The organism is Candidatus Pantoea floridensis, assembly GCF_900215435.1.
Classification (GTDB): Bacteria; Pseudomonadota; Gammaproteobacteria; order Enterobacterales; family Enterobacteriaceae; genus Pantoea; species Pantoea floridensis.
Genome location: NZ_OCMY01000001.1, coordinates 2,116,566 through 2,141,716, shown reverse-complemented (window position 1 = coordinate 2,141,716; position 25,151 = coordinate 2,116,566). Strand labels below are relative to the sequence as shown.

The 25,151-nt window shown below is 57.3% G+C and carries 23 protein-coding genes; 9 read left to right on the top strand and 14 right to left on the bottom strand.

All coding sequences use genetic code 11. The features are described from left to right. Positions 1–69 precede the first annotated feature (69 nt). Positions 70–810: an ABC transporter ATP-binding protein gene (locus CRO19_RS10025; protein WP_097095696.1), complete on the top strand. Its 741-nt coding sequence runs from the start codon at positions 70–72 to the stop codon at positions 808–810. Further along, the gene (locus CRO19_RS10020) at positions 807–2,318 is read left to right on the top strand and encodes a serine hydrolase domain-containing protein (RefSeq protein WP_097095695.1); all 1,512 of its coding nucleotides are present in this window, start codon (positions 807–809) and stop codon (positions 2,316–2,318) included. Before CRO19_RS10025 ends, CRO19_RS10020 begins: the two co-directional genes overlap by 4 nt. 165 nt (positions 2,319–2,483) lie before the next feature. Here CRO19_RS10020 and CRO19_RS10015 read toward each other — a convergent pair whose 3' ends face one another. The 11 genes from CRO19_RS10015 to mntP all read right to left on the bottom strand — a co-directional run bounded on the left by CRO19_RS10015 (position 2,484) and on the right by mntP (position 13,924). Next, positions 2,484–3,320 (bottom strand): fumarylacetoacetate hydrolase family protein, encoded by an 837-nt coding sequence (locus tag CRO19_RS10015; protein ID WP_097095694.1) that lies wholly within the window; start codon positions 3,318–3,320, stop codon positions 2,484–2,486. Between the two features lie 147 nt (positions 3,321–3,467). Beyond that, the gene (locus CRO19_RS10010) at positions 3,468–4,289 is read right to left on the bottom strand and encodes a M55 family metallopeptidase (protein WP_097095693.1); all 822 of its coding nucleotides are present in this window, start codon (positions 4,287–4,289) and stop codon (positions 3,468–3,470) included. Positions 4,290–4,375: 86 nt separating this feature from the next. Further along, complete coding sequence (locus tag CRO19_RS10005) at positions 4,376–5,434, bottom strand: DmpA family aminopeptidase (RefSeq protein ID WP_097095692.1); 1,059 nt, start codon at positions 5,432–5,434, stop codon at positions 4,376–4,378. 2 nt (positions 5,435–5,436) lie between these two features. Next, positions 5,437–6,321 carry an ABC transporter permease subunit gene (locus CRO19_RS10000; RefSeq protein WP_097095691.1) on the bottom strand — a complete coding sequence of 295 codons (885 nt, stop codon included), beginning with the start codon at positions 6,319–6,321 and terminating at the stop codon, positions 5,437–5,439. Next, positions 6,321–7,250, bottom strand: coding sequence for an ABC transporter permease (locus tag CRO19_RS09995; RefSeq protein WP_097095690.1), 930 nt, complete (start codon positions 7,248–7,250; stop codon positions 6,321–6,323). Before CRO19_RS09995 ends, CRO19_RS10000 begins: the two co-directional genes overlap by 1 nt. Before the next feature lie 154 nt (positions 7,251–7,404). Beyond that, positions 7,405–8,946 (bottom strand): glutathione ABC transporter substrate-binding protein, encoded by a 1,542-nt coding sequence (locus CRO19_RS09990; protein WP_097095689.1) that lies wholly within the window; start codon positions 8,944–8,946, stop codon positions 7,405–7,407. Between the two features lie 21 nt (positions 8,947–8,967). Beyond that, positions 8,968–10,830 (bottom strand): ABC transporter ATP-binding protein, encoded by a 1,863-nt coding sequence (locus CRO19_RS09985; RefSeq protein ID WP_097095688.1) that lies wholly within the window; start codon positions 10,828–10,830, stop codon positions 8,968–8,970. Between the two features lie 18 nt (positions 10,831–10,848). Then, positions 10,849–11,814, bottom strand: a complete 966-nt coding sequence (dgcA, locus tag CRO19_RS09980) for an N-acetyl-D-Glu racemase DgcA (RefSeq protein WP_097095687.1) — start codon at positions 11,812–11,814, stop codon at positions 10,849–10,851. Position 11,815: 1 nt separating this feature from the next. Next, the gene (dgcN, locus tag CRO19_RS09975) at positions 11,816–12,823 is read right to left on the bottom strand and encodes an N-acetyltransferase DgcN (RefSeq protein WP_097095686.1); all 1,008 of its coding nucleotides are present in this window, start codon (positions 12,821–12,823) and stop codon (positions 11,816–11,818) included. 249 nt (positions 12,824–13,072) lie between these two features. Continuing rightward, positions 13,073–13,150, bottom strand: coding sequence for a stress response protein AzuC (azuC, locus tag CRO19_RS26470; RefSeq protein ID WP_141400269.1), 78 nt, complete (start codon positions 13,148–13,150; stop codon positions 13,073–13,075). 201 nt (positions 13,151–13,351) lie between these two features. Beyond that, positions 13,352–13,924, bottom strand: coding sequence for a manganese efflux pump MntP (gene mntP / locus CRO19_RS09970; RefSeq protein WP_097095685.1), 573 nt, complete (start codon positions 13,922–13,924; stop codon positions 13,352–13,354). A 284-nt stretch (positions 13,925–14,208) separates the two neighbouring features. Between mntP and CRO19_RS09965 the strand changes: the two genes are divergently transcribed. Next, on the top strand, positions 14,209–14,448 hold the full coding sequence (locus CRO19_RS09965; protein WP_097097629.1) for a DUF1158 domain-containing protein: 240 nt from the start codon (positions 14,209–14,211) through the stop codon (positions 14,446–14,448). 533 nt (positions 14,449–14,981) lie between these two features. After that, the gene (mqo, locus tag CRO19_RS09960) at positions 14,982–16,592 is read left to right on the top strand and encodes a malate dehydrogenase (quinone) (RefSeq protein WP_097095684.1); all 1,611 of its coding nucleotides are present in this window, start codon (positions 14,982–14,984) and stop codon (positions 16,590–16,592) included. A gap of 76 nt (positions 16,593–16,668) precedes the next feature. Here the strand turns inward: mqo and CRO19_RS09955 are convergent, their stop codons facing one another. Further along, positions 16,669–17,256 carry a LysE family translocator gene (locus CRO19_RS09955; RefSeq protein ID WP_097095683.1) on the bottom strand — a complete coding sequence of 196 codons (588 nt, stop codon included), beginning with the start codon at positions 17,254–17,256 and terminating at the stop codon, positions 16,669–16,671. 136 nt (positions 17,257–17,392) lie between these two features. Between CRO19_RS09955 and CRO19_RS09950 the strand changes: the two genes are divergently transcribed. Beyond that, entirely contained in the window at positions 17,393–18,883 is a 1,491-nt protein-coding gene (locus CRO19_RS09950; protein WP_097097628.1) for an aminotransferase-like domain-containing protein, read from the top strand. On the opposite strand, the gene CRO19_RS09945 is transcribed toward CRO19_RS09950, so the two are convergent. Then, positions 18,850–19,473 carry a glutathione S-transferase family protein gene (locus CRO19_RS09945; RefSeq protein WP_097095682.1) on the bottom strand — a complete coding sequence of 208 codons (624 nt, stop codon included), beginning with the start codon at positions 19,471–19,473 and terminating at the stop codon, positions 18,850–18,852. The genes CRO19_RS09950 and CRO19_RS09945 overlap by 34 nt on opposite strands. Before the next feature lie 113 nt (positions 19,474–19,586). Between CRO19_RS09945 and CRO19_RS09940 the strand changes: the two genes are divergently transcribed. Beyond that, complete coding sequence (locus tag CRO19_RS09940; protein ID WP_097095681.1) at positions 19,587–20,435, top strand: PhzF family phenazine biosynthesis protein; 849 nt, start codon at positions 19,587–19,589, stop codon at positions 20,433–20,435. A 70-nt stretch (positions 20,436–20,505) separates the two neighbouring features. Here the strand turns inward: CRO19_RS09940 and CRO19_RS09935 are convergent, their stop codons facing one another. After that, entirely contained in the window at positions 20,506–21,264 is a 759-nt protein-coding gene (locus tag CRO19_RS09935) for an SDR family NAD(P)-dependent oxidoreductase (protein WP_097095680.1), read from the bottom strand. 115 nt (positions 21,265–21,379) lie between these two features. Here CRO19_RS09935 and CRO19_RS09930 point away from each other — a divergent pair, with 115 nt between their 5' ends. From CRO19_RS09930 to CRO19_RS09920, 3 genes are all read left to right on the top strand, one after another. Further along, a complete protein-coding gene (locus CRO19_RS09930) occupies positions 21,380–22,279 on the top strand; it encodes a LysR family transcriptional regulator (RefSeq protein WP_097097627.1) in 900 nt (299 codons plus the stop codon). A 45-nt stretch (positions 22,280–22,324) separates the two neighbouring features. Beyond that, on the top strand, positions 22,325–23,332 hold the full coding sequence (yhjD, locus tag CRO19_RS09925; RefSeq protein ID WP_097095679.1) for an inner membrane protein YhjD: 1,008 nt from the start codon (positions 22,325–22,327) through the stop codon (positions 23,330–23,332). Positions 23,333–23,621: 289 nt separating this feature from the next. Further along, positions 23,622–24,956, top strand: coding sequence for an MFS transporter (locus tag CRO19_RS09920; RefSeq protein WP_097095678.1), 1,335 nt, complete (start codon positions 23,622–23,624; stop codon positions 24,954–24,956). Positions 24,957–25,151: the final 195 nt, after the last annotated feature.

Here is a 25,151-nt window from a genome sequence, read left to right as displayed (position 1 = left end):
CGATCGTTCAGCGCGTTTTTGTAGGGTCGGCATTCATGCCGACCGTTTCCATGCCCGCACGGAGCATCCATGATTCAAATCGATAACCTGCACATCGCCTTCGGTGCGCACACGGCGGTGAATAACGTCAGCTTTGCGGTGGGTAACGGCGAAAGCTTTGGCCTGGTGGGTGAAAGCGGCTCGGGAAAATCCACCATTCTGCGTGCGCTCGCCGGGCTGAATGCCGACTGGCAAGGCAGCATGCTGTTTGGCGGCATGCAGCTCAGCGCCAAACGCAGCCGCGCTTTTTATCGTCAGGTGCAGATGGTATTTCAGGACCCGTTTGGTTCGCTGCATCCGCGCCAGACCATCGATCGTATCCTGCACGAACCGCTGCTGGTGCATCAGCTCGATCGCGCCGAGCAGCGCATCAGCCAGGCGTTAAGCGAAGTGGGTTTGCCGGCGGCGGTGCGTTTCCGCTATCCGCACCAGCTCTCCGGCGGCCAGCGCCAGCGCGTAGCGATTGCCCGCGCGCTGATCGCCGAACCGGAAGTGCTGCTGCTGGATGAACCTACCTCCGCGCTGGATGTGTCGGTGCAGGCCGAAATCCTGAATTTACTCAGCGATCTACGCAGCGAGCGCAAACTCACCTACATTATGGTGACGCATAACCTCGCGGTGGTAACGCACCTGTGTCAGCGCATTGGCGTGATGCAGCACGGCGAGATGGTGGAGCAGCTGAGCGCCGACGATCTGCGCGCGCGACGCATCCAGCATCCGCATACCGCCCAACTTTTCGATCTCAGCATGACGCTGGAGGAACCGGCATGACCGCTAACTGGCAACACGCTGCGGATATCGCACAACAGATTACCGAGAGCTGGCAGCAGCCGGGCGCGCCGGGCGGCGCAATCGTGCTGTTTGATGCGCAGCAGATTCACGCCACCCACTGCGCTGGCCTGGCCGATTTGGCGCAGCAAACGCCATTCAGCGCCGACAGCGTGGTGCGCTTCGCCTCCATCACCAAACATATCTTTGCCGCGTTGGTAACCGGCCCCGGCCGCCGCTATCTGCAGCTTGATGACACGCTGGCGCAGCATCTGCAGCAGCTCAGCGGCGCCAACGGGCAGATTACCGTTGGCCAGGCGCTGGACATGAGCAGCGGCCTGCCGGACGTGCGCGAAACCTTATCGCTGCTGGGATTGTCGGTGTACAACGCGACGCGCGCCGCCGACCTGTTAGATTTTATCGCGCGTGAAGGCGAGCTCAATTATCAGCCCGGCAGCGAAATTTCTTACACCAACACCGGCTACCGGCTGGTGGAAGAAGCGCTAAAAGCCAAAGGCGTACGCTTCAACGATTTGCTGCAGCAGTACATCAGCGATCCGCTGGATATCAACCTGATTGCGCCGGAAAGCTGGTTCGATATCGTGCCCGGTTTAGCGCCGGGTTACTGGCAAAACGGCGACCATTGGCAGCTCGCCAGCGCCGGTTTGCATCTCTCGGCTTCGGGCAGCGTAACCGGCAGCCTCAATCATCTGACACGCTGGCTGCAAAGCCTGCTGGCCGATAGCGGACCGGGCGCGGGCGTGCTGCAGCGCCTGACTGCACCGCGCAATCTCAACGATGGCCGCACCAGCGGTTACGGTTTGGGCATTACCAGCTCGACGCTTGGCAGCCAGACGCTGTTTGGCCACGGCGGTTCGCACGCCGGTTATAAGAGCTATTTTCTGCTGCATCCGGAGCTGAAAATCGGCGTGGCGCTGGTCGCCAATCGCGAAGATGTCACCACTTCCGAAAGCGTGTTGCGCGTGATGGCGGCGCTGCTTAATCGCGAATTGCCGGAGAAAGGACACGATTTAACGCCGGGGCTCTACGTGGCGGAAGACGCCGCCGATTGGCTGGAGATCAAGGGCGTGACTGCCACCTGGCTTGGCGCAGGCGAAACGCTGTGGCGCGATGATGCGCACGGCGATGCGGTTTCGCTCTCCAGCACCTTTCCGATGCAGTTGCGTCACGAGGGCGCGGCGATTGTCGGTGAAATTGGCCATGTCGCACGACGTTTTGTGCCGGTGCAGCCCGACCAAGCCAGCCTCGATAATCTGCAGGGCCGCTGGTTCGCGCCGCAGTGGCGCAGCGAGTTGGTGGTTGAAGGCGATAGCTTGCTGATGGGCATCGGTCCGGCGGCGATTCGTGCCCGGTTACAGTCGTTAGGCGGCGATCGCGTACTGGCCACCGCGCAGGATGGACCCTGGGAGAAACGTTTTGTGATTGCGCGCGCAGGCGACACGCTGCAGTTAATGTTGAACCGCAGCCGGGTGGTGAGGTTTAGCCGTTAAACCAGGTGCGCATAAATGCGCACCCTACAAGACCGGCTCGATTCTGTCGTAGGGTCGCCATTAATGGCGACCGCATTGCACGCGTTTACGCCAGGTGCGCATTAATGCGCACCCTACAAAACCGGCTCGATTCTGTCGTAGGGTCGCCATTGATGGCGACCGCATTCAGACCACGCGGTGACGCAAGCGGCCGATTTTCTCGATCTCCACTTCAATCTCATCGCCGGGGAACATAAACAGCGGCGGCGTACGCTTTTTGCCCACGCCACCCGGTGAACCGGTGATGATCACATCGCCTGGCGACAGCGGGCTGAACGCTGAAATGTACTCAATGATCTTCGCCACCGGATGCACCATGCTGGCGGTGGTATCGTTCTGCACTTCGCGCTGATTCAGCCAGGTTTTAATTGCCAGCTGCTGTGGATCGGGGATCTCATCGGCGGTGGTCATCCACGGCCCAAACCCCCCGGTTTGCTGCCAGTTTTTACCGGCGGTGAACCAGGTAAACTGCATGTCGCGCACCGTGGCGTCCATAAAGCAGCTATAGCCAGCAACGTGCTGCAACGCATCGGCGGCCTTCACCTGATAGGCCGCTTTGCCAATGACCACCGCCAGTTCGCCTTCGTAATCAAACTCCTGCGTAGTGGCCGGTTTCAGCAGCGGCTGTTCGTGCGCCGCCAGCGAATCCGCAAAACGCACAAACAGCGTGGGCGCTTCAATCGTCTCAGCAAACTCTTTGCGTTTGTCGGCGTAGTTCATGCCAACGCAGAACACTTTGCCCGGATTTTCCACTACCGGCAGGAAGCGAATGGCGCTAAACGGATGATCAACGGGTTGCGCAAGGTAGGCATCAAGATCGCTCAACGCGCCGCGTTGCAGCAACGTTTTGAGATCCGGGCAGTCCGCACCGAGGCGCGCACCGATATCAATCACACCTTCCTGCTGCACAATACCGTAACTTTTTCTTTGCTGGTCAATAAGATAAAAACTGCAGAGCTGCATGACTGCCTCGTTGTTATAGATAAATTGCGCGCAGGTTAGCAAAATTCAGCAGGAGATGCGGACCGACCTGCTGATTTAGCGGTCGCCATAAATGGCGCCCCTACGTGTTGCATGTGGCAACGTCGTAGGGTGCGCATTAATGCGCAATTACGACTGCGTGCTCGCCAGATAGGAGAAGGCGCTCAGCAGGCCGATCAGCGTGTTCATCTCATCCGCGCGATAGCCGACGGTCACCGCATCAATGCGCGTCACGCCGGGAATCAGGCTGAACAGATCCGCCAGCACCGGTTTGCTGGCCTGCAGCTGCATCTCATAAGGCGCGCTCAGGCGCGTGGTGCTGACCTGCCGTTTACGCTGTACGGCGGCGGTCGCCGCTGCGCGAATAACGTTTTGCGCCGCCTGCGGGCTGATGGATTCCGCGCAGGTGTGCGAGATGGCGCGTTTCACACAGACGTAATCCACCGAGGGATAGTGCTCCGCCATCCAGCCTTTAAGCTGATCGTCACCGCTCACCAGCCACAGCGGCGTGCCCTGTTCGGCCGCCGCGGCCGCGTAGATGTCGCTTTCACCCATCACTTTACCGTTGATGTGAATACGCCAGAATGCGCGGCCGTTAATGGTGTGCGCCAGCACGCCAGGCTCGCCCGCCGCGCTGTGGTAGCCGATAAAGAACAGGCCATCAAACGGCTGCTGTTCAATGCCTTCCACCATCGATAAACCGCGTGGTTTGCCCTGCACCATGCGCGCACGCGGATCGATATTTTCCGCGCGCAGGTTGGTCATCTGCGCGTGGCTGTCGGCTACCACCACTTCGGTGGCGCCACCGGTGAAGGCACCGTCGATGGCGGCATTGACTTCCTGTTCCATTAGTCCGCGCGCCAATTGATATTCCGCGTGGCCAGGTGAACACTGTTCCGGGCGCATCACGCCCGCGGTGCCTTCGATATCGGCTGAGATGAAGATTTTCATGGGGTTGGGGTTCCGTGCGGTTATTAGCAGAGGCCGCCATGAATGGCGACCCTACGGGCCTGTGGTGTTTTTTGTAGGGTCGGCATTTATGCCGACCGGGACGACAGCGCCAATCGATCCAAAACGTCGCTTAACGACGGACGATAATGCCTGCGGAAACCGGTGACGGCTTCGGCGCTCAGCAAGGCATCCAGCACCGCGTGTTCGGTGGCATCGGCGGCGGCGGCGAGCAGCGGTTCCAGCGTGGATTCTTCCGGCGGTTGTGGCCGGGGCTGGGTGGAAAACGCCACAGCAATATCGCCCGAGCCGTGGCCCCAATAGCTGCCCAAACGCCCTAAACCGGCACCTGCGCGTTTGGCGACGCGCTTCAGTTGGCGCGCATCAAGCGGCGCATCGGTCGCCATAATAATGATGATGGAACCGGCATCGCGCTGCGGCGTCAGTTCCGGCAGCAGCGGCGCAATCATCTCGCCAAGGCGCACGCCGTCCAACGTCAGTGCGGTTAAGGCACCAAAGTTGGCCAGCACGAATACGCCAAGCGTGGCATTGAGCGACGGAATCAGGCGCGATGCCGTGCCAATGCCGCCTTTTAAACTGAAGCAGCTCATGCCGCGCCCGGCACCGACGCTGCCACGCGCAAAATCGGCGGTGGCGTTATCCAGTGCCTGTTGCGCCATGGCTTCCGTTATTGCCAGCGCCTGAATGTCATTCAGCCAGCCGTCGTTGCACTCCAGCGCCAGCGGATTGACCGTCGGCAAGCTGCGGCCCAACTCGTGGTTGCGGCTGATGGCATCGCGCACCAGCGTGGTAAATAGCGTGCCCACCGCCAGCGTGTTGCTGAGCAAAATCGGCGTCTGCAGCACGCCCAACTCTTCAACCTGCACCAGGCCAACCGGCTTTGCGAAACCGTTGAACACCGCAGCCGCACAGGGCAGCGGCTGAGTAAACAGATTGTCGCCCGGCGGCACAATCGCGGTGACGCCGGTTTGCCGCTCGCCGTCCGCCAGCGTGTAATGTCCGACGCGCACGCCCGGCACATCGCTGATGCGATTAGTGGCACCGCTAACGCTGCGCGGTTGTCCCAGCTGGCGCTCGCTGCGCCAGCGTTGCAGCAGCAGATCGCGCTGTTGTTGTTGAAAATCCATACTTAGCTCTTCAGTTTAGGATCGAGCGTGTCGCGCAGCGCGTCACCCAGCAGGTTAAACGCCAGCACGGTAATGAATATCGCCAGACCTGGAAACACACTGACGTGCCACAAGCCAGCCATCATCATGCTGCGGCTCATCGCCAGAATATTGCCCCACTCCGGCACATCTGGTTCAGGGCCGAGGCCGATAAAACTCAGCCCGGCAGCAGTGAGAATACTGGTACCGATACGCATGGTGAAATAGACAATCACGTTAGAGAGCGTGCCTGGCAGAATATGGCGCAGCAGAATCACGCGATCCGGCGCGCCGGCGCAGCGCACCGCTTCGACATACGCCGCCTGCTTTAACGACAGCGTGGAAGCACGCACGATGCGGGCAAACACCGGCACGCTGAAGATGGCCACCGCAATGATGACGTTATTCAGTCCCGGCCCGAGAATCGCTACCACCGCAATCGCCAGCAGCATGCCGGGAAAGGCGAAGAGCACGTCGGAGCCGCGCATAATCAGCATATCGATCCAGCGGCCATAATAGCCCGCCAGCAGGCCCAGCAGTACGCCGACTATCATGCCGAGCGTCACCGACAGCACGCCAACGTACAGCGAAATGCGTGCGCCAAAGATAATACGACTTAACAAGTCACGGCCAAGTTCGTCGGTGCCCATCCAGTGCGTGCTGGACGGCGGTGATGACAGCGCCATCCAGTCCGGTGCCATTGGATCCCAGGGCGCCAGCCACGGTGCGAAGACGGCCACCAGCACCAGCAGCAGCACAAAACCGCCGGAAACCAGCGCCAGCGGATTACGCACCAGCGCGTGCAGGAAATCACGCCACGGCGAACGGATCGCCTCCTGCGCGTGGGCAGGCAGAGATTGCAGACTCATTACGGCTCCTGTCGCAGGCGAATCGCTGGGTTGACCACGGCATACAGCAGATCGACCAGCAGGTTAATCACAATAAATTCAAACACGAACAGCATCACTAACGCCTGGATCACCGGCTGATCCTGCGCCTTGATCGACTCGATCAACAGCCAGCCTAATCCCGGCCAGTTGAAGACGCTTTCGACCACAATCGATCCGCCGAGCAGAAAACCAAACTGCAAGCCGAGCATGGTGATCACCGGGATCAATGCATTGCGCATCACGTGTTTCCACGTCACCAGCCGATTACGCAGCCCTTTGGCTTTGGCGGTGCGCACGTAATCTTCCTGCGCCACTTCGAGAAACGCCGAGCGGGTGAAGCGCGCCATCACCGCCGCCACCGATGATCCGAGCGTGATGGCCGGTAATACGATGTCGCTGGGTTGATTGAAGCCGCTGACCGAAAACAGGCCAAACGGCATGGCGACGAACTGGATCAGCAGCAGGCCCAGCCAGAAAGTCGGCATCGAGATGCCGCCCACGGCGACGCTCATCAACGTCCAGTCCTGCCATTTACCGCGTTTCAGCGCGGCAAACACGCCGAGGAACAGGCCGAGCATCACCGACCAGGCAAAACCCGCCAGCGCCAGCCACATCGTCGGCATAAAGCCTTGTTTAATCACTTCCAGCACCGGCTGCTGGGTGCGATAGGTGACGCCAAGATCGCCGCGCAGCAGGCCGCCGATCCAGTTGATGTATTGCTGCGGTAGCGGATCGTTAAGTCCGAGATGCTGGCGCGCAGCTTCCACCGCGGCTAAAGGCGCATCCGGCCCGGCGTAGATGCGCGCCGGATCGCCGGGCAGCAGCTTGATGAAGCCGAAGACCAGCAGCGAGACCACCAGCAGTACGGGGATCATCTCCAGCAGTCGACGAATGATGTATGCGAACATGCGGTTCCTTTTGGTTGGGTGCGGTTATTGCCCTCACCCTAGCCCTCTCCCGCTTGCGGGAGAGGGAATAGATCGTGCTAGCTCTCTCCCGCAAGCGGGAGAGGGAGTTATTCGTCCCCTCTCCCGCTTGCGGGAGAGGGTTAGGGTGAGGGCTTTACTTAAACGCCGCCTGATTAAACAGGAAGTTACCATCCGGCAGCATCGACACACCGTTCAGCGTGCTGCGCTTGCCAACCAGATTGTCTGGCGTGCCGAGGAAGGCCACCGGTGCCTCTTTCCACAACACTTTCTGCGCTTCAGCGTATGCCTCGCCACGTTTGGCCGGATCGGCGGTGGCTAAACCTCCGGCAATCGCTTTGTCGGCTTCGGCATTGCTGAAGTACGAAACGTTGTACGAGGTTGGCACCCAGGATTCGGTGGCATAGAGTGGACGCAGCGCCCAATCGGCATCACCGGTTGAGGTCGACCAGCCGCCGTAATAGAGGTCAAATTCCGCCTGTTTCGGGTCTTTCACGCCCCACAGTTTGGCGTTGCGCGTGCCAGAATCCATCGGCGTGACCGTGGCGCGAATGCCCACCGTTGCCAGCTGCGCTTTGAGCACCTGCGCGGCACGCACGCTGGCGGTGGCGTTGGTGACCCACACTTTCAGGTCGAGGCCGTTCGGATAACCCGCTTCCTTCAACAGCGCTTTGGCCTCATCCGGCGCATAGCGATAGTTCGGCGCGCTCTGCTTCTGATAGAACTGCACGCCTTGCGGAATCGCCGAGCTGGCCGGTTTACCCATGCCGGCAAACGCCACTTTCAGCCACAGATCGCGGTCGATGGCGTAATTGATCGCCTGGCGTACACGTACATCGGCGAGCGGCTTGTGCTGGGTGTTGATCGCCATGTAGTAGAGGTAAATGCTTGGATCGCGCTGGATCGCCAGTTTGCTGTCGCTCTGCACGGTGGCGATCAGATCCGACGGCAGCGGCCAGATCGCATCAACCTGCCCCGATTTTAGTGCCGCGACGCGCGTGGCATCTTCCGGGCTGGGCGAGAAGATCACGTTATCCACCTTCGGCCAGCCCTTTTGCCAGTAGCCTTCGTACTTCGCTAAGCTGACAGCTTTACCCGGCTGCCAGCTGACGAATTTGAACGGGCCGGTGCCCACCGGATGCAGGCGCAGCTGCGCTTCTTCCGGATATTGCTTCAGGATTGCCGGGCTCCACATCACCGCCGACGGATGCGCCAGCGTGTTGATGAAGGCACCAAACGATTGGTTCAGCTCGATTTTTACCTGGTCCGGCGCCAGCACCGTCACCTTCTCAATCATCTTGTACAGGCTGTTGCGCTTGAGGCCTTTTTTCTGGTCGGCGAGGCGATCGAGGTTGGCTTTTACTGCTTCCGCATCGAACGGCGTACCGTCCTGGAAGGTGACGTCTTTACGCAGCGTCAGGGTAAATTCAGTGGCGCTGTCGTTGCTGGTGTAGCGGGTGGCCAGCCACGGCTGCAGCTTCATCTGTGCATCGAACTGGAACAAGCGCTCAAAGATGCCGCTCTGCACCGAGTAGCTGACGTTGTCGGAAGTATCGTGCGGATCGAGGCCGGTGATATCGGCATACATCGAAATGCGCAGATCCTGTGCCTGAGCAGCAGCGGCCAGCGAGAGGGTCAATCCCAGCGCAAGCGCCGTACGGCGGAAAATCGGGTTCATGAAATCTCCTGGTATTGAGGGTTAGCGCGAAACACAGTCAGCGACCCAGTGTTGCGGAGCAACCTGGCGATAACGTGGTTTGATGACCGTTTCTCCCACCTTGCGCAGCGGCGAAGGGATTTCGCTCTCTTCGAAAGTGCGGGGTTGCCGGTTCTGAGGATCGGCTACCGGCACCGAGGCCAGCAGACGTTGGGTATAAGGATGTTGTGGCTGGTTGAACACCGACTGGCGCGGCCCGAGCTCAACAATCTGGCCGAGATACATCACCGCCACGCGGTTAGCAATGCGTTCTACCACCGCCATATCATGCGAAATAAAAATCCACGCCACGCCGGTTTGCTGTTGCAGATCCATCATCAGATTGACCACCTGCGCCTGAATCGACACGTCCAACGCCGAAACGGCTTCATCGGCAATGATCACCTTGGGTTTCAACGCCATAGCGCGCGCAATGGCGATACGCTGGCGCTGGCCGCCGGAAAATTCGTGCGGATAGCGCCGCGCATGTTCCGGCAGCAGTCCCACGCTTTTTAGCAGCGCATCGACCTGCGGCGAGGCCTCGTCCAGCGACTTCACCATGCCGTGCAGCAGCAGCGGCTCGGCAATGGTGAAACCAACCGTCAAACGCGGATTAAGTGAGGCGTAGGGATCCTGAAATACCATCTGAATTTCACGGCGCAGCGGTTGAAACTGTGCCTCTTTCAGGTTGGCGATTTCATTGCCCTGAAAATGGATGCTGTCGGCGTCGCTGTTAATCAGCCGCATCAGCGCGCGTCCGGTCGTAGACTTACCGCAGCCGCTTTCGCCGACAATCGCCAGGGTTTCGCCCGGCCACAGGCTGAAATCGATCTGCTCCACCGCGTGCACCTGATGGGTCAGCGCCGAGAAAATGCCGCTGCGAATCGGGTAGTACACTTTCAGACCACGCACATCCAGCAGTGGCGTTTGGTCGTAGCGCGCGGTGCGCTGCTCGCTGCGATCGTTGGCCTCGCTGCCCAACAGCGGAAAGCGCTGCGGCCACGCGTGTTCGCGCATATCGCCGAGTTTCGGCACCGCGGCGAGTAATGCTTTGGTGTAAGGATGCTGCGGCGCACTGAAGATGTCGCTGACCGTGCCCTGCTCAACCACTTCGCCACGTAGCATTACCACTACGCGATCGGCGATTTCGGCCACCACGCCCATGTCGTGGGTGATAAACAGCACCGCCATCTGCTTCTCGCGCTGCAGGTCGCGCAGGATGTGCAGAATGCGCGCCTGCACCGTAACGTCCAGCGCGGTGGTCGGCTCATCGGCAATCAGCAGCTGCGGATCGCAGGCCAGCGCCTGGGCAATCATCACGCGCTGGCGCATGCCGCCCGACAGCGAATGCGGATAACTTTTCATCACGCGATCCACATCGGCAATACGCACCTGGCGTAATAACTCACGCGCGCGCGCCTCGGCCTGGCTTTTGTCGCAAATCTGGTGGTCACGCAGCGCTTCAGTCAGCTGATCGCCAACGCGTAATACCGGATTGAGCGAGGTCATCGGCTCCTGAAAAATCATCGCCATCTCACGGCCACGCAAAGTGCGGCGCTGAGCTTCAGTAAGGTTGGCCAACTGATGGGCGTTGCCCTGGCGATCGCGAAACTGCATGCTGCCGCGATCGATGCGCCCAGAGGCGGCCAGCAAGCCCATCACCGCCAGCGAAGTGACCGATTTTCCCGAGCCGCTTTCGCCCACCACGGCGACAATTTCGCCCTGATGAATGTTAAAACTGATGCCCTTCAGCGCCTGATTCTCGCCGCTGCGGCCGCGAAAACTGACGCTGAGATCCTGAATCGCGAGCACCGGCTCAGAACCGGCAACGCTGGCGGCGTAGGGGGTAAGTAAAGTGTCCGTCATCGTTGCTCCGCGTGCGGGTTACAGCCAGATTCGGCCTTGAGCGTAAGAAAGGAACGGCGAGCTGTCGGCGGCCAGCCAGATCGGGCCATCGAGATCGACATGTTCGGCGGCTATCGCCACCGGCAGCGCCGCCTCCATCGCCAGCGATGAGCCGAGCATGCAGCCCACCATCAGCCGCATATCGCACTTCTGCGCCTCTTCCACCATCGCCAGCGCTTCGGTGAGCCCCCCGCACTTATCCAGCTTGATGTTGATCATCTCGTAGCGATTGCGCAGCGGCGCGATGTCTTCTCGCGTGTGGCAGCTCTCATCGGCACAGATTGGAATCGGGTGCGCAAACCGCTGCAGCGCCTGATCCTGGCCCGCCGGCAGCGGTTGCTCGACCATCGCGATGTTGTAGCTAACCAGCGCATTGAGCAGGCTGGGCAGATCGACGCCCGACCAGGCTTCATTGGCATCAATGATTAAGGTAGCGCGCGGCGCGGCCTGACGGATCGCCGCGACTTTTTCAAGAATCTCGTCGCGATTAAGTTTGATTTTCAATAGGATGGCACCGCGCGATACCGCATCGGCAGCCGCGGCGGCCATGTTCTCGATGGAATCGAGGCTGAGAGTTTCGGCGGTAATCACCGAAGGCGGCTGAGCGCGACCGCACTGTTGCCACAGCGTGTGCTTCGCCAGCGCGGCATCCAGGCGCCACAGCGCACAGTCCAGCGCATTACGCGCTGCACCCGCAGACAAACGGCTTTGCAGATCGAGGCGGCTCAAGCCCGCTTCAATGTCGGCGCGCAGCGTTTCCAGTTCAGCGTTGACGCTTTCCGGCGTTTCATCGTAGCGCGGCGTTGGCGTACATTCGCCCCGACCAATGAAGCCGTTCTGCTCCAGCGTCACGCGAATCACCGTGACCGCCGTACGCGTGCCGCGCGAGATGGCAAATGGACGCGCCAGCGGCAGCTCCAGCACTTCAATCTGCATGCGCCGCATGTTAGCCACGCTCCTGCAGCAGCGCGGCGATATCCGCCATGCCAAATCGCACCGGATCGGTGGCCGGCACGCCGAATTCAGCGCTGATTTCGCTGCAGTAGGCGCGCGCTTCCTGTTCGCTATAGTTCGAGGTGTTGATGGCAAAACCGGCCAGTTGCACAACCTCGCTGGTGACGTGCGCCGCGCGCAGGTTGGCTTCGACACAATCCTTCAGGCTCACCATCGGCTGATGCGGCAGATGACGCATATGCGGACGGCCCATTTCGTGACACATCACCAGCCAATGCGGCTGTGCACCGTGGATCAGTCCCATACTGACGCCGGCGTAAGAGGGATGGAACAATGAACCCTGGCCTTCAACGATATCCCAGTGATCGGCATCATTGGCAGGCGACAATGCTTCGGCCGCACCGGCGATGAAGTCGGCAATCACCGCGTCAATCGCAATCCCTTCGCCTGCCACTAAAATGCCGGTCTGACCGGTAGCGCGGAAATCGGCTTTCATGCCGCGTTCGCGCATCGCCGCTTCCAGCGCCAGCGAGGTGTACATTTTGCCCACCGAGCAGTCGGTGCCAACAGTAAGCACTCGCTTACCTGTACGCTTTTTACCACTTCCCACGTTCAGTTTTGGACGCATATGGCGCAGGTCAAACAGCTTAACCCCTTGCGCTTCTGCTAACGCGACCAATTCCGGTTCATCGACTAAACGGTGGTGCAAGCCGCTGGCGACGTTCATCCCGGCAGCAATGGCGCTTTTCACCGTGTCGAGCCAGTGTGTTGGCAGGTAACCACCGGCATTGGCGGTGCCAAGCACCAGCGTTTTGGTGCCGCGCGCTTTGGCGGCGGCGATATCCAGTTCTTCGAGGCCAAGGCTAACGGTGCAGCCTGGCAGTTTGATTTCGCCAACGCACTGCTCGGGTCGCCATACCTGAATGCCGCGCGCGGTTTTAGCGGCCAATGGATCGGTAACGTCGCCGAGGAAGAGTAAATAAGGTTGAGGGATAAGCATGATGTTTCTCGTTTCAGACGGTTTATAGGGCCTGAGCTGACTATTTCATGCAGAAGAAAAGGTGACGAATGCTTGTTTAGTAGCGGGGTATAACCTGCGGCTATAGCCAGATCGAAATGTGATGACTGAAGGGATAAATCAATGAATTAGGGAGAGAATTACGGCAGAAGTGGTGAGAGCGATAAGAAAACAGTTGATAACCACAGGTCGATCCCTGACCGCGATTATCGAGGGTATGCTGGGGAGATCTTAATTAAGCGCGCCCGGCGGTACGTGTTTGAAGGTTTCGACATAAGAACGGAACACGTAGCGGAAAAAGCGTTTCATAAGGCACCTGGTTCAAAAATTGTTGAAGAAATACGCAAAAAGTATAGCGTCTGAGCGTTTTTACCGCAATTTTTTTTGAAGTAGATCACAGAATGGGGGTTTATTGCGGGTTTGCGGTGGTCGCCATGAATGGCGCCACTACGGTAGGCGCAGGTGAAGTTGTAGGGTGTGCATTTATGCGCACCAGGGGCAGCAGCGGGCTTAGCTGAACCAGCCCATGTGCTCGCTTAAAATGGTGCAGCCAATACTGATCAGTACCACGCCACCGAGGACTTCAGCCCATTTGCCCATCACCGGACCAATAAAGCGTCCTACCAGCACGCCGGTGGTCGCCATCACGGTGGTCGCGGCGCCAATGGTAACGGCGGTCATAATGATATTAACCTGCAGGAACGCCAACCCAACACCGACCGCCAGCGCATCCAGGCTGGTAGCAACGGCGGTTAATGCCAGCACCATAAAACCGTGCCGCTGCGGCGCTTCGCAAGGCTCATCGGCCGTTTGACGGAAACCTTCCATGATCATACGACCGCCCAGTATGGTTAACAGGCCAAACGCTACCCAGTGATCCCACGCCATAACGTAGCGGCTGGCCGCGAGACCAATCGCCCAGCCAATCAGCGGCGTCAGCATTTCGATCACGCCAAAGATTAAGCCAGTACGCAGCGCTTCTTTGAAATTCGGGCGATGCAATGATGCGCCTTTGCCCAGTGCTGCGGCGAAAGCGTCCATCGACATACCAAAGGCCAGAATCAGGGTTGCGATAAATGTCATGGGTTTTCAATCAATGCCGCGGAACAGGCCCTAAAGCCGCTACTTCTCCGCATTTATTGTTCAGTAATGAAAAAGTGCGCGCAGTCTAACATGCTAAAACGCCAAAAAAAAGACAGTAAAATCAGGGATTTAAGTATAGCAAAGGCTATAACTCTTAACTTCCGCTATTTTTGTCGCTAAGTGAATGGAATAGAAGAAATTTCTTAGCGCGATCCGGCACGGGGATTGCACCGTAGCGCCCTTTTATGCGCTAATGCCGACGCTAACTGATTTGGAAGATGACCATGAATAACCCATTCGAAACGCTGATTATCCCGGGTGGCATTCTGCTGCTGGGCTTTCTCTCCGCTCTGCTGCTGCCCGCGCCCTCGTTTGGCATTGAGCTGGCAAAACGGCTGCAGGAAAGTTTGCATCTGATGGATGTTAATCAGCTGTATACGATTGTTTTTAGCCTGTGGTTTTTGCTGCTGGGTGCCATTGAGTTTTTCGTCATTCGTTTCCTGTGGCGACGTCGTTCGCGTTGATCGCTCTCCGCATGGTGATGCATTTTTCTTCTGCAGGAGTCGCCTCCTCATACCAAAATTCATCACCACAAAATTGTAACATTACTTTTACACAGACTGGCTAAATATTGAGCACCACAAATTCCGCATAAATAATCAATCCACCAAAAACAGATAAAAATCATTGACTTAAATTGTGATACATGTCACTACACCTCTCCTTCCCCCATAACAACACTCACAAAGCCATAACATTCACATTACGATAAGCATCTGATTAAGAGATAAAAATCCCTTATGGCAGCGGGGTTGAGCTGATTAATTCTTATGCTGAATCATTTCCGCCTTTAAAAAATAAACAAACGTTTAATTCCGATACGAGAATGTTATATTCGAATGCATATGCATAACGTGCAGTTAACCGTTATCGTCCCTATGACTTATACCTGAGTCTTAACCTTTGAGAAGTAGCACCACGCGCTCGAAAGAAGCGCGGCTATTTCGCCTGCGAACCTGTTGAGCTTCAGGTCAACAGAGAGAGGAGATGTCGCCTCATGAGTACTACTGCGGTAAATCTGGCGCTCGCCGCCGCTGGCAAGGAAAGCGCACACCTTCAGGACCGAAAAGACGTCGACGTACTGCTGATTGGCGCAGGCGTGATGAGTGCGACCCTGGGCACATGGCTGCAGGATCTCGAGCCTGACTGGTCGATTGAGATGGTTGAACGTCTTGATGACGTTGCCGTTGAATCCTCTAATGGCTGGAACAATGCGGGAACCGGCCATGCCGCGCTGGCGGAGCTGAACTATACGCCGCAAAAGGCGGATGGCAGCATCGACATCGCTAAAGCGGTGGCGATTAACGAATCGTTCCAGATTTCGCGCCAGTTCTGGGCCTATCACGTTCAGAAAGGCAACCTGCGCAATCCTAAAAGCTTTATCCACAGTACGCCGCACATGAGTTTCGTCTGGGGCAACGATAACGTTGAATTTCTGCGCAAGCGCTTCAATGCGTTGCAAAAAAGTACGCTGTTCCGCGGCATGAGCTATTCAGAAGACCGCGATCAAATCACCCGCTGGATTCCGCTGGTGATGAACGGGCGTGACAGCAAGCAGAAAGTTGCCGCCACCTGGACCGAGATGGGCACCGATGTGAACTTCGGTGAAGTGACGCGTCAGCTGATTGCTGCTTTAGAGAAGAAAGCCAATTTCCGCCTGCGTCTGCGCCAGGAAGTGCGTGACATTAAGCGCCTGAGCGACGGCCGCTGGCAGGTCAGCCTGCATAATCTGGCCAGCGGAGAAAACCGTGTGCTGACTACGCGCCAGCTGTTTATTGGTGCGGGCGGCGCGGCGTTGCCGCTGCTGCAGAAATCCGGCATTCCCGAAGTGAAAGGCTACGCCGGCTTCCCGGTGGGCGGCTCTTTCCTCGTTACGGAAAATCCGGACGTGGTGAAACAGCACATGGCGAAGGTGTATGGCAAAGCCAGCGTCGGGGCACCGCCGATGTCGGTGCCGCACGTTGATACCCGCGTGCTGGATGGCAAGCAGGTGCTGCTCTTTGGCCCGTTCGCCACCTTCTCCACCAAATTCCTTAAGCAAGGTTCGCTGCTGGATATGTTCGGCGCGATGAATGGCAGCAACCTGAAACCGATGGTGCAGGTTGGCCTGAAGAGTTTCGACCTGGTGAAATATCTGGTTGATCAGGTGCTGCAAAGCGACAGCGATCGTATGGAAGCCTTGCGAGCTTACGTCCCGCAGGCGCAGCAGGAAGATTGGCGTTTGGTGACGGCAGGCCAGCGCGTGCAGATCATTAAAAATGACGAGAAAGAGGGCGGCGTGCTGCGTCTTGGCACCGAAGTGGTGACGTCTGAAGACGGTTCGATTTCGGCGTTGCTCGGCGCCTCGCCTGGTGCATCAACCGCCGCACCGATTATGCTCGAGCTGATGGCGAAAGCCTTCCCGGAGCACATGCGTTCACCGGAGTGGCAGACTAAAATCCGCATGGTGATCCCATCGTGGGGCCGCAAACTGAACGGCGATGTGGCGCTAACCGAGAAAGTGCTGGCCGACACCAGTCGCGTGCTGCAACTCGATTACGAACCCGTTGTTACACCGGATGCCGCCAACGATGAAGCGCGCGAAACGGCGCACGTGGTGGGGAAGTAATAAGGTGGTCTCAACCCAGGTCGCCATGAATGGCGACCCTACATTGTAGGGTGCGCATTCATGCGCACCGCAATCACTAGCTTAGCAGTACCGCGTCATACAGCATCCACGCCGTAGTTGCCACCAGCGATAACGCCATCAAACCGTTAAACGCCTGACGTTTCCACGCCACTTGCAGATGGCTGCGCAAGCGGTCGCCCAGCGCGGCCCAAATCAAAATGCACGGCAGATTCAACGCTGCAAATCCCAATAATACGGTCAGCACGCCGTTGCTGTTGGCGTACATCAGCGCCACGTTCGTCACCATCAGCCAGGCTTTCGGATTCACCGCCTGAAAACAGATACCGCCCACTAGCGTCATCGGGCGCGGGCGTTCGCGCAACGCCGGCGCCCCGGCGCGGAATATCTTCCATGAGAGCCACAGCAGATAGCTGCATCCGACCACTGTCAGCGGCAGGCGAATCGCGCCCATCCAGTGCAGCAACACATCCAGCGCCATACTTGCCAGCAGCATCTGTATCGCACAGCCCAGCAGGATGCCAAACAGCATCGGCAGCGTGCGCCTGAAGCCAAAGTTGACGCCTGAGGTCGCCAGTAACAGATTGTTCGGGCCGGGCGTGATCGACATAACGGTGACGTAGCTGAAGAATGAGGGATCGAGCATGATGCGCTTCCTGATGAACCAATGTTGCATTTATGCTAATGCGGAGCGCGCGATGGAAACAGAGACACAAAACTACTATTGTAATGGATACAGTTGTCTTAAAACTGAATTGTACCCATCACGCGCGGAGGCTTTTGTGTCCCTTCCTCTTTCATCCGGTCAAACGCTGTATCAGCAGCTGGTCGATAGTTTTGCCGAGTCAATTCATCAGGGCACGTTAAAGCCGGGCAAACGACTGCCGGCGATCCGGCGCGTGGCACAATCACATCAGGTTAGTATCAATACGGTGTTAAACGCCTGGCAAATCCTGGAAGATCGCGGCCTGATCGAATCACGTCCGCAATCGGGTTATTACGTGCGCGGCGTGCTGCCCGCCGTGACGCGTCCGGTTAAACCGCTTGCGGCAAAAATTAATGACCCCAGCTCGCAAAAGCTGGCGCTGATTGAGCAGGTGTTCGCCGCGCAGAATAATCCGGAGTACACCAATATCTCGCTCGCCTGTCCGCAGGATGGCACCTTCTATCCGGCGGCGCGTATCGGACGCATTACCGCCTCCATTTTGCGGCAGAATCCCAACATTATCGGGCGCTACGCGCTTCCGCCTGGTAGTGAGCGCTTACGGGAGGAGATTGCGCGCCGCGCGCTGCATAACGGCATCAATCTGCCGCCGCAGGAGATCACCCTCACCCACGGCTGCATGGAAGCGCTGCAGCTGGCGCTGCGTGCAGTAACCAAGCCCGGCGACTGCATTGGTCTGGAATCGCCAACCTATTTCTTCCTGTTTCCGCTGCTGGCGTCGCTGGGGCTGAAGGCGCTGGAAATCCCCACCGATCCGCAGCAAGGTTTGTCGCTGGATGCACTGGAGATGCTGCTGCAGGAGAAACGCATTCAGGCAGTGATCGCCATGCCCGGCGCGCAGAACCCGCTGGGTTATGTGATGCCGCTGGAGCATAAAAAGCGCCTGGCTAAGTTAGTGAATACTTACCACGTTCCGCTGCTGGAAGACGGCTTGTACGACGAATTGCAATTTGAGTGGCCGCTATCGCCGCCGGTGAAGGCCTTTGATAGCGACGGCTGGGTGATTTACTGCACCAGCTTTACCAAAACCGTGGCACCCGATTTTCGTATCGGCTGGACGGCCGCCGGCCGCTTTCATGAACGCATCGCCCAGCTTAAGGCAGTGTCCTCCATGGCAGAATCACGCCTGTTGAGCGAAACGCTGGCCGAGTTTCTTGCCAGCGGCGGTTACGATCATCATCTGCGCACGCTGCGGCGGCGCTATGCCGCAAATCTTGATGCCGCGCGCGGGATGCTGGCGCGCCACTTCCCACAGGGCACGCGCGCTACCCTGCCGCGCGGCGGATTTGTCTTTTGGGTAGAACTGCCGGGCAAAGTCGATACCGTGGAGATGTTTCATCGTCTGCTGCAAGAGCAAATCTGTGTAACGCCGGGAGCGCTCTACTCGCTGAGCAATCGCTATACGCACGCGCTGCGCCTCTCCTGCTGCTATCCGTTTGATGAGCGTTATACGTGGGCGTTGCAACGCACCGGCGCGCTGGCCTGCGAAATGACAGGCCTCGCGCCGGGGCAGGATCAGGGCTTGCCGTTGCGGCCCCAGGTGGTGTAAGGCTCACGCTCGGTCAGGCGCTCGTAATACGTTTGTACCGCCGGGAAGGGAGGATGCTCAAGCGGTGTTTCATACCAGCGATTCACCGCTAATCCCACGGGAATGTCTGCCAGCGAGAAATTGCGGCCTGCGACGTAGCGCCCGGTTTTTTCCAAATGCGCGTTGAGAATGTTCATGGTGTGCGTCCAGCCTTTGACGGCCGCCGCCAGCAGTCGGGGATCCTGATGTGCTGGCGAGTTGCGCACCAGTGACATAAATGCATAGCGCCAGGAGGTATTCAGCTCGGTGGCTTGCCAATCCATCCACTGATCGACCGGCGCACGGGCGCGCGGATTCTCTGGGTAGAGCCATTCGCCGCCGTTGCTATTAGCCAGATAGCGCAAAATAGTGTTGGATTCCCACAGCACGAAATCGTCCTCGATAATCACCGGGACCATTGCATTGGGATTGAGTGCCATAAACTCGGGCGAGTGCAGCGATTGCGGATCGTCGCCCCAGGGTTCAGATTCATACGCGATATCCAGTTCTTCGCACAGCCACAGAACTTTTCGCACGTTAATAGACGAAGTACGGCCAAGCACTTTTAACATTGCAGTCTCCAATTGCAGAATTCTTAATCTATTCATAGCCCTGTTGCTGGCCTTTCGCAATCGGCAGGATGTAAATCCGGATTTCAGACAACCTCAACGAGGAAGGAGTGACAATGCAGGTCGCATTTAAACAGGTGGATGTGTTTACCTCATCGGCGTTCAAAGGTAATCCGCTGGCGGTGATTATGGATGCGCAGGGATTAAGTGACGCGCAGCTGGCAGCAATCGCGCGCTGGACGAATCTGTCGGAAACCACCTTTGTGCTGCCGCCGCAAGATGAAGCGGCAGATTACCGCGTGCGCATTTTTACCGTAGAAGGTGAACTGCCCTTTGCCGGTCATCCAACGCTCGGCACCGCGCACGCGCTACTCGAAGCGGGTTGGCCGCTAAAAACGCCGGGCAAGATTGTGCAGGAGTGCGGCGTTGGCCTGGTTGAGGTGAAGATTAGCCACGACGGCGCGCTGGCCTTTGCAGCCCCCGCCGCCACCTTAACGCCTTTTAGCGATGCGCTGATGAGCAGTGCGCTCAACAGCGAAGCCTTTGATCTCAGCCAGGCACCCACCATCGTCGATATGGGCATTCGCTGGCTGCTGATTCCACTGAGCAGCGCGCAGGCGGTACTGGATGTGGTGCCCTCGGTGGCCGATTTACATCGTCTGCAACAGCATGCCGATGTTAACGGCACGATGATTTTTGGCGCGCTTCCCGCGGATGAAAACGAGCAGTACGAAGTGCGCGCGTTGCTGGTTGAGAATGGCAGTTTGACCGAAGATCCGGTTACCGGTAGCGCCAATGCGTGCCTGGCACGCTACTTCGCCGCCCAGGGCCAAACGCGTGATTATCGGGCGCGCCAGGGCAGCGTGATTCAGCGTGAAGGTCGCATTCAGGTGAGTTTTAGTGATGCAGCGATCTGGATTGGCGGCCAAACGGTGACGGTGATTGATGGGACGATTGCGGTGTAAGGTTGCCATTTATGGCAACCTGGCTGGCGTCGCGGTTTAATGAGGTCGCCATTAATGGCGACCCTACGGATTACAGTGCCTGGCCACCTGAGGCTTCAATGCGCTGCGCGGTGATCCAGCTGGTTTCATCGCTGAGAATTGCGCTAATGGCGTCACCAATATCATCCGGTAATCCCACACGACCCAGCGCAGTCACCGAAGCGATGTGGTCGTTGAGATCTTTGGTATCACGTACGTGGCCACCGCCAAAATCGGTTTCTATCGCTCCTGGCGCCAGAATGTTGACGCGGATGCGGCGTTCACCCAGCTCTTTAGCCTGATAGCGGGTTAATACTTCCATCGCGCCTTTCATCGACGCGTAAGTGCCAGAACCTGGCAGCGTCATACGCGTTAAGCCACTGGAAATGTTCAGGATGCGCGCACCATCCACCAGCAGTGGCAGCAGTTTCTGCGTCAGGAAATAGGGCCCTTTGAAATGCACATTCACCAGTGCGTCGAACTCATCTTCCGTGGTATCGGCAAAGGGCTTGTAGTGGCCGTGGCCGGCGTTGTTCACTAAATAGTCAAAGTTGTCACGCTGCCAGGTTTTTTGCAGCGCCTCTTTTACCTGGGCCACAAAGCCATCAAATTGCCCCGTGTCGCCAACATCCAGCTGCAGCGCCACTGCACGCGCGCCCAGCGCTTCAATCTGTTGTACTACCGCCTGCGCTTCTTCAGCATGGTTGCGATAGGTAAACAGGATATCGGTGCCTTTAGCGGCCAGTTTCAGCGCGCCATTTTTGCCTAAACCGCGATTTCCGCCGGTAATCAATGCAATTTTATGACTCATGTTTCGCTCCAGTTGGAAAATTGAACACGGGATAAGGATATTCGCGAATAATTGATCTATAAACGCAGAGGAATACGCAGCACTGTTTCACTAACAACAACAATCGGTGAACAACATGGATAAAATTCACGCAATGCAGGTTTTTGTGCGGGTGGCAGAAATGGGCAGTTTTACCCGTGCGGCAGAAAGTCTCGGTTTACCGAAAGGCAGCGTTTCACGCCAGCTACAGGCGCTGGAAAATCAAATGGGTACGCGCCTGCTGCATCGCACCACGCGCCGCGTGCATCTGACTCAGGATGGCCTGGTCTATTACGATCGCTGCCTCGATTTACTATCGATGCTCGACGACATAGACAGCCTGTTTCAGCACGATCCCGGCACTTTAAGCGGCAAACTGCGCGTGGATATGTCGGTGGCGATGGCGACCGGCTTTGTGTTGCCGCGCCTGCCGGAGTTTTTACAGCACTATCCTGGCGTGGAGATTGAGCTGAGCAGCAGCGATCGTCAGGTGGATGTGATTCGTGAAGGCTTTGACTGCGTGGTACGCGTGGGCGAGCTGAAAGATTCCGGCCTGATTGCGCGCAAAATTGGCACTCACGCTTTGATCAACTGCGCCAGCGCCGACTACCTTTCCCGCTTCGGCATGCCGGTGCGGCTGGAAGATTTGTCGCAACATGCGATGGTGCATTACAGCCAACAGCTTGGGCAACCTTCACAGGGCTTTGAGTATTTTGATGGCAAACAGTGTCATTACATTCAAACCGGCGGCGTGGTGACGGTAAACAGTACCGAGACCTATCGTGCCGCGTGTCTCGCCGGTCTCGGCATTATTCAGGTACCGGCAATTGGCGTACAGCCGCTGCTGGAATCAGGACAGCTGGTAGAAGTGCTGCATCACTTCCCGGCGAAACCGATGCCGATCTCGCTGCTTTATCCGCATCGTCGTAACGTGGCGCGCCGCGTGCGAGTGTTTATGGAGTGGCTCAGCCAAGTCCTACAAGAGTATGTGACATAAGACGCTATAATTGTATTTTCGCAGTGAACAGGATGACTATCGTCTATGACGGACAACACCCCTAAAGAGAGCGCGGCTGAGGCAGAAGCCAAGCCGCTGATTGATATCAAAACCGGTAATAAAACCGTAGATGGCTCGATCCAAAACGTTTCGCGCTTTGCCGCCTGGTTTCAGGCGATTCCCGCGGTCGCACATTTTTTGCGTGCGCTTGAACGCTTTAACGATCGCCTCGGCAGCCAGTTTGGCGCGGCTATCACCTACTTCTCATTTCTCTCCCTGATACCGATTTTGATGGTCTCCTTTGCGGCTGTCGGCTTTGTGCTGGCGTCGAATCAGGACTTGCTCACCGAGTTGATCAACAAAATCGTTAACAGCATCAGCGATCCTACGTTGGCTACCACCCTGAAGAACACGGTGAATACCGCGATTCAGCAGCGCGCAACGGTAGGATTGACCGGTTTGCTGCTGGCGCTGTACTCCGGCATCAACTGGATGGGCAATCTGCGTGAAGCGGTGCGCGCGCAGTCGCGCGATGTATGGGAACGTAAGCCAGATGACCAGGAGAAGTTCTGGAAAAAGTACGCGCGTGATTTGCTTTCACTGCTTGGTTTGATGTTTGCGCTGGTGATTACGCTGTCGCTGACCTCCATTGCAGGTGCGGCGCAGGCGGCAATTGTGAATGCGCTGGGATTGCAGGATATTGAGTGGCTGCGACCAGCGATGACCATCATCGCGTTATCGATCTCTATTTTCGCGAACTACCTGCTGTTCCTGTGGATCTTCTGGATTCTGCCGCGCCATAAGCCGCGTAAGAAAGCGCTGTTCCGCGGTACGCTGCTGGCAGCAATTGGCTTTGAGGTGATTAAATTTGTGATGACGCTGACCCTGCCAAAACTGGCAACCTCGCCTTCTGGCGCGGCCTTTGGTTCGGTGCTTGGCTTAATGGCCTTCTTCTACTTCTTTGCACGTCTGACGCTGTTCTGCGCAGCGTGGATCGCCACGGCGAAATACAAAGATGATAAAGAGATGCCGCAGCCGCATCAGGCAAAATAGGCTGGCTCACTTGTTACATTTTCTCAACTAGCTAAAAATGTTTCCTGCTGGCTGCTTTTCCAGCAAAAACCAGCAGGAAACGCTGAAGGGTCACTTTAATTTGGCCCTTTTGCAGAGATTCACGCCAAAAAAGTGACACTTCCCGTTCCCATCCGCCACTGATTGCATCAACTCAGAAATTATCCACTTTTTCGCCGAAAAAGCCCGGTCTGACGCGGTTTTTCGCCATTGAATGCCGCAAACCAGGTGCGTAAGATTCTCTGTCTACATTTACAATTAAGAAACACTTATGCAAGCCTCCATCACAGAAACACTCGACCAAAAACACGACGACACGCCGGTCAATTCACGCGGCAAAGTGGTTGTGGCATCGCTTGTCGGCACCGCCATCGAATTCTTCGATTTCTATATTTATGCCACTGCCGCGGTGATTATTTTCCCGCATATCTTCTTCCCGCAGGGCGATCCAACCGTCGCCACGCTGCAATCACTGGCTACCTTCGCCATCGCCTTCGTTGCGCGCCCTATCGGCTCTGCGCTGTTCGGGCACTTTGGCGATCGCGTCGGCCGTAAAGCCACCCTGGTGGCATCGCTGCTGACCATGGGCGTTTCGACAGTGCTGATTGGTTTGCTGCCGAGCTATCAAACCATTGGCGTGGCTGCCCCGCTGCTGCTGGCGCTGGCGCGTTTTGGTCAGGGTCTTGGCCTGGGCGGCGAATGGGGCGGTGCGGCACTTTTGGCGACCGAGAATGCGCCCGCAAAGAAACGCGCGCTTTATGGTTCATTCCCACAGCTTGGCGCGCCGATTGGCTTCTTCTTCGCCAACGGCACCTTCCTGTTGCTGTCATGGCTACTAACTGATGAGCAGTTCATGAACTGGGGCTGGCGCGTGCCGTTTATCCTTTCTGCAGTGCTGGTGCTGATTGGCTTGTATGTGCGCGTTTCGCTGCATGAAAGCCCGGTGTTTGCCAAAGTGCAGAAAGAGAATAAGCAGGTGCGGATGCCGATTGGTACGCTGCTGAGCAAGCATTTAACGGCGACCATTCTCGGTACCTTCATCATGCTTGCCACCTATACGCTGTTCTACATTATGACCGTCTACTCGATGAGTTACGGCACCGCACCCGCCCCGGCAGGCCTCGGTTATTCGCGTAATAGCTTCCTGTGGATGTTGATGGTGGCAGTGATTGGTTTTGGTGTGATGGTGCCGATTGCCGGTTTGCTGGCCGATCGCTTTGGTCGCCGTAAAACCATGATCACCATTACGCTGATGATTATCGCTTTTGCGTTGATGTTCCCCGTGCTGCTCGGTTCGGGTTCTCAGGTGCTGGTGATGGGCTTCCTGATTCTCGGCTTGAGCATTATGGGTTTGACGTTTGGTCCAATGGGCGCGCTGCTGCCAGAGCTGTTCCCGACCGAAGTACGTTATACCGGCGCGTCGTTCTCCTATAATCTTTCGTCGATTCTTGGTGCGTCGGTTGCGCCCTATATCGCCACCTGGTTAAACGCCAATTACGGTTTGCAGGCGGTAGGTTTCTATCTGGCTTCAATGGCAGTGCTGACGCTGATTGCGCTGATTGCCTGTAAAGAGACCCGTAATCAGACGCTGTATGAAGCGGTGTGATTTGATTGAGCGTTAAGAGAACCCGGCTTTTAGCCGGGTTTTTTATTGATTGAGATAAGGTATGCGGAAACCAGGTCGCCATGAATGGCGACCCTACGATGTTGTATAGTCAGCATTCATGCTGAACCGATCGAATCCCACATAATAAAAAACCCCGGCAAGCCGGGGTTTCTTTGTGCTGAAAACGGTGTCGTG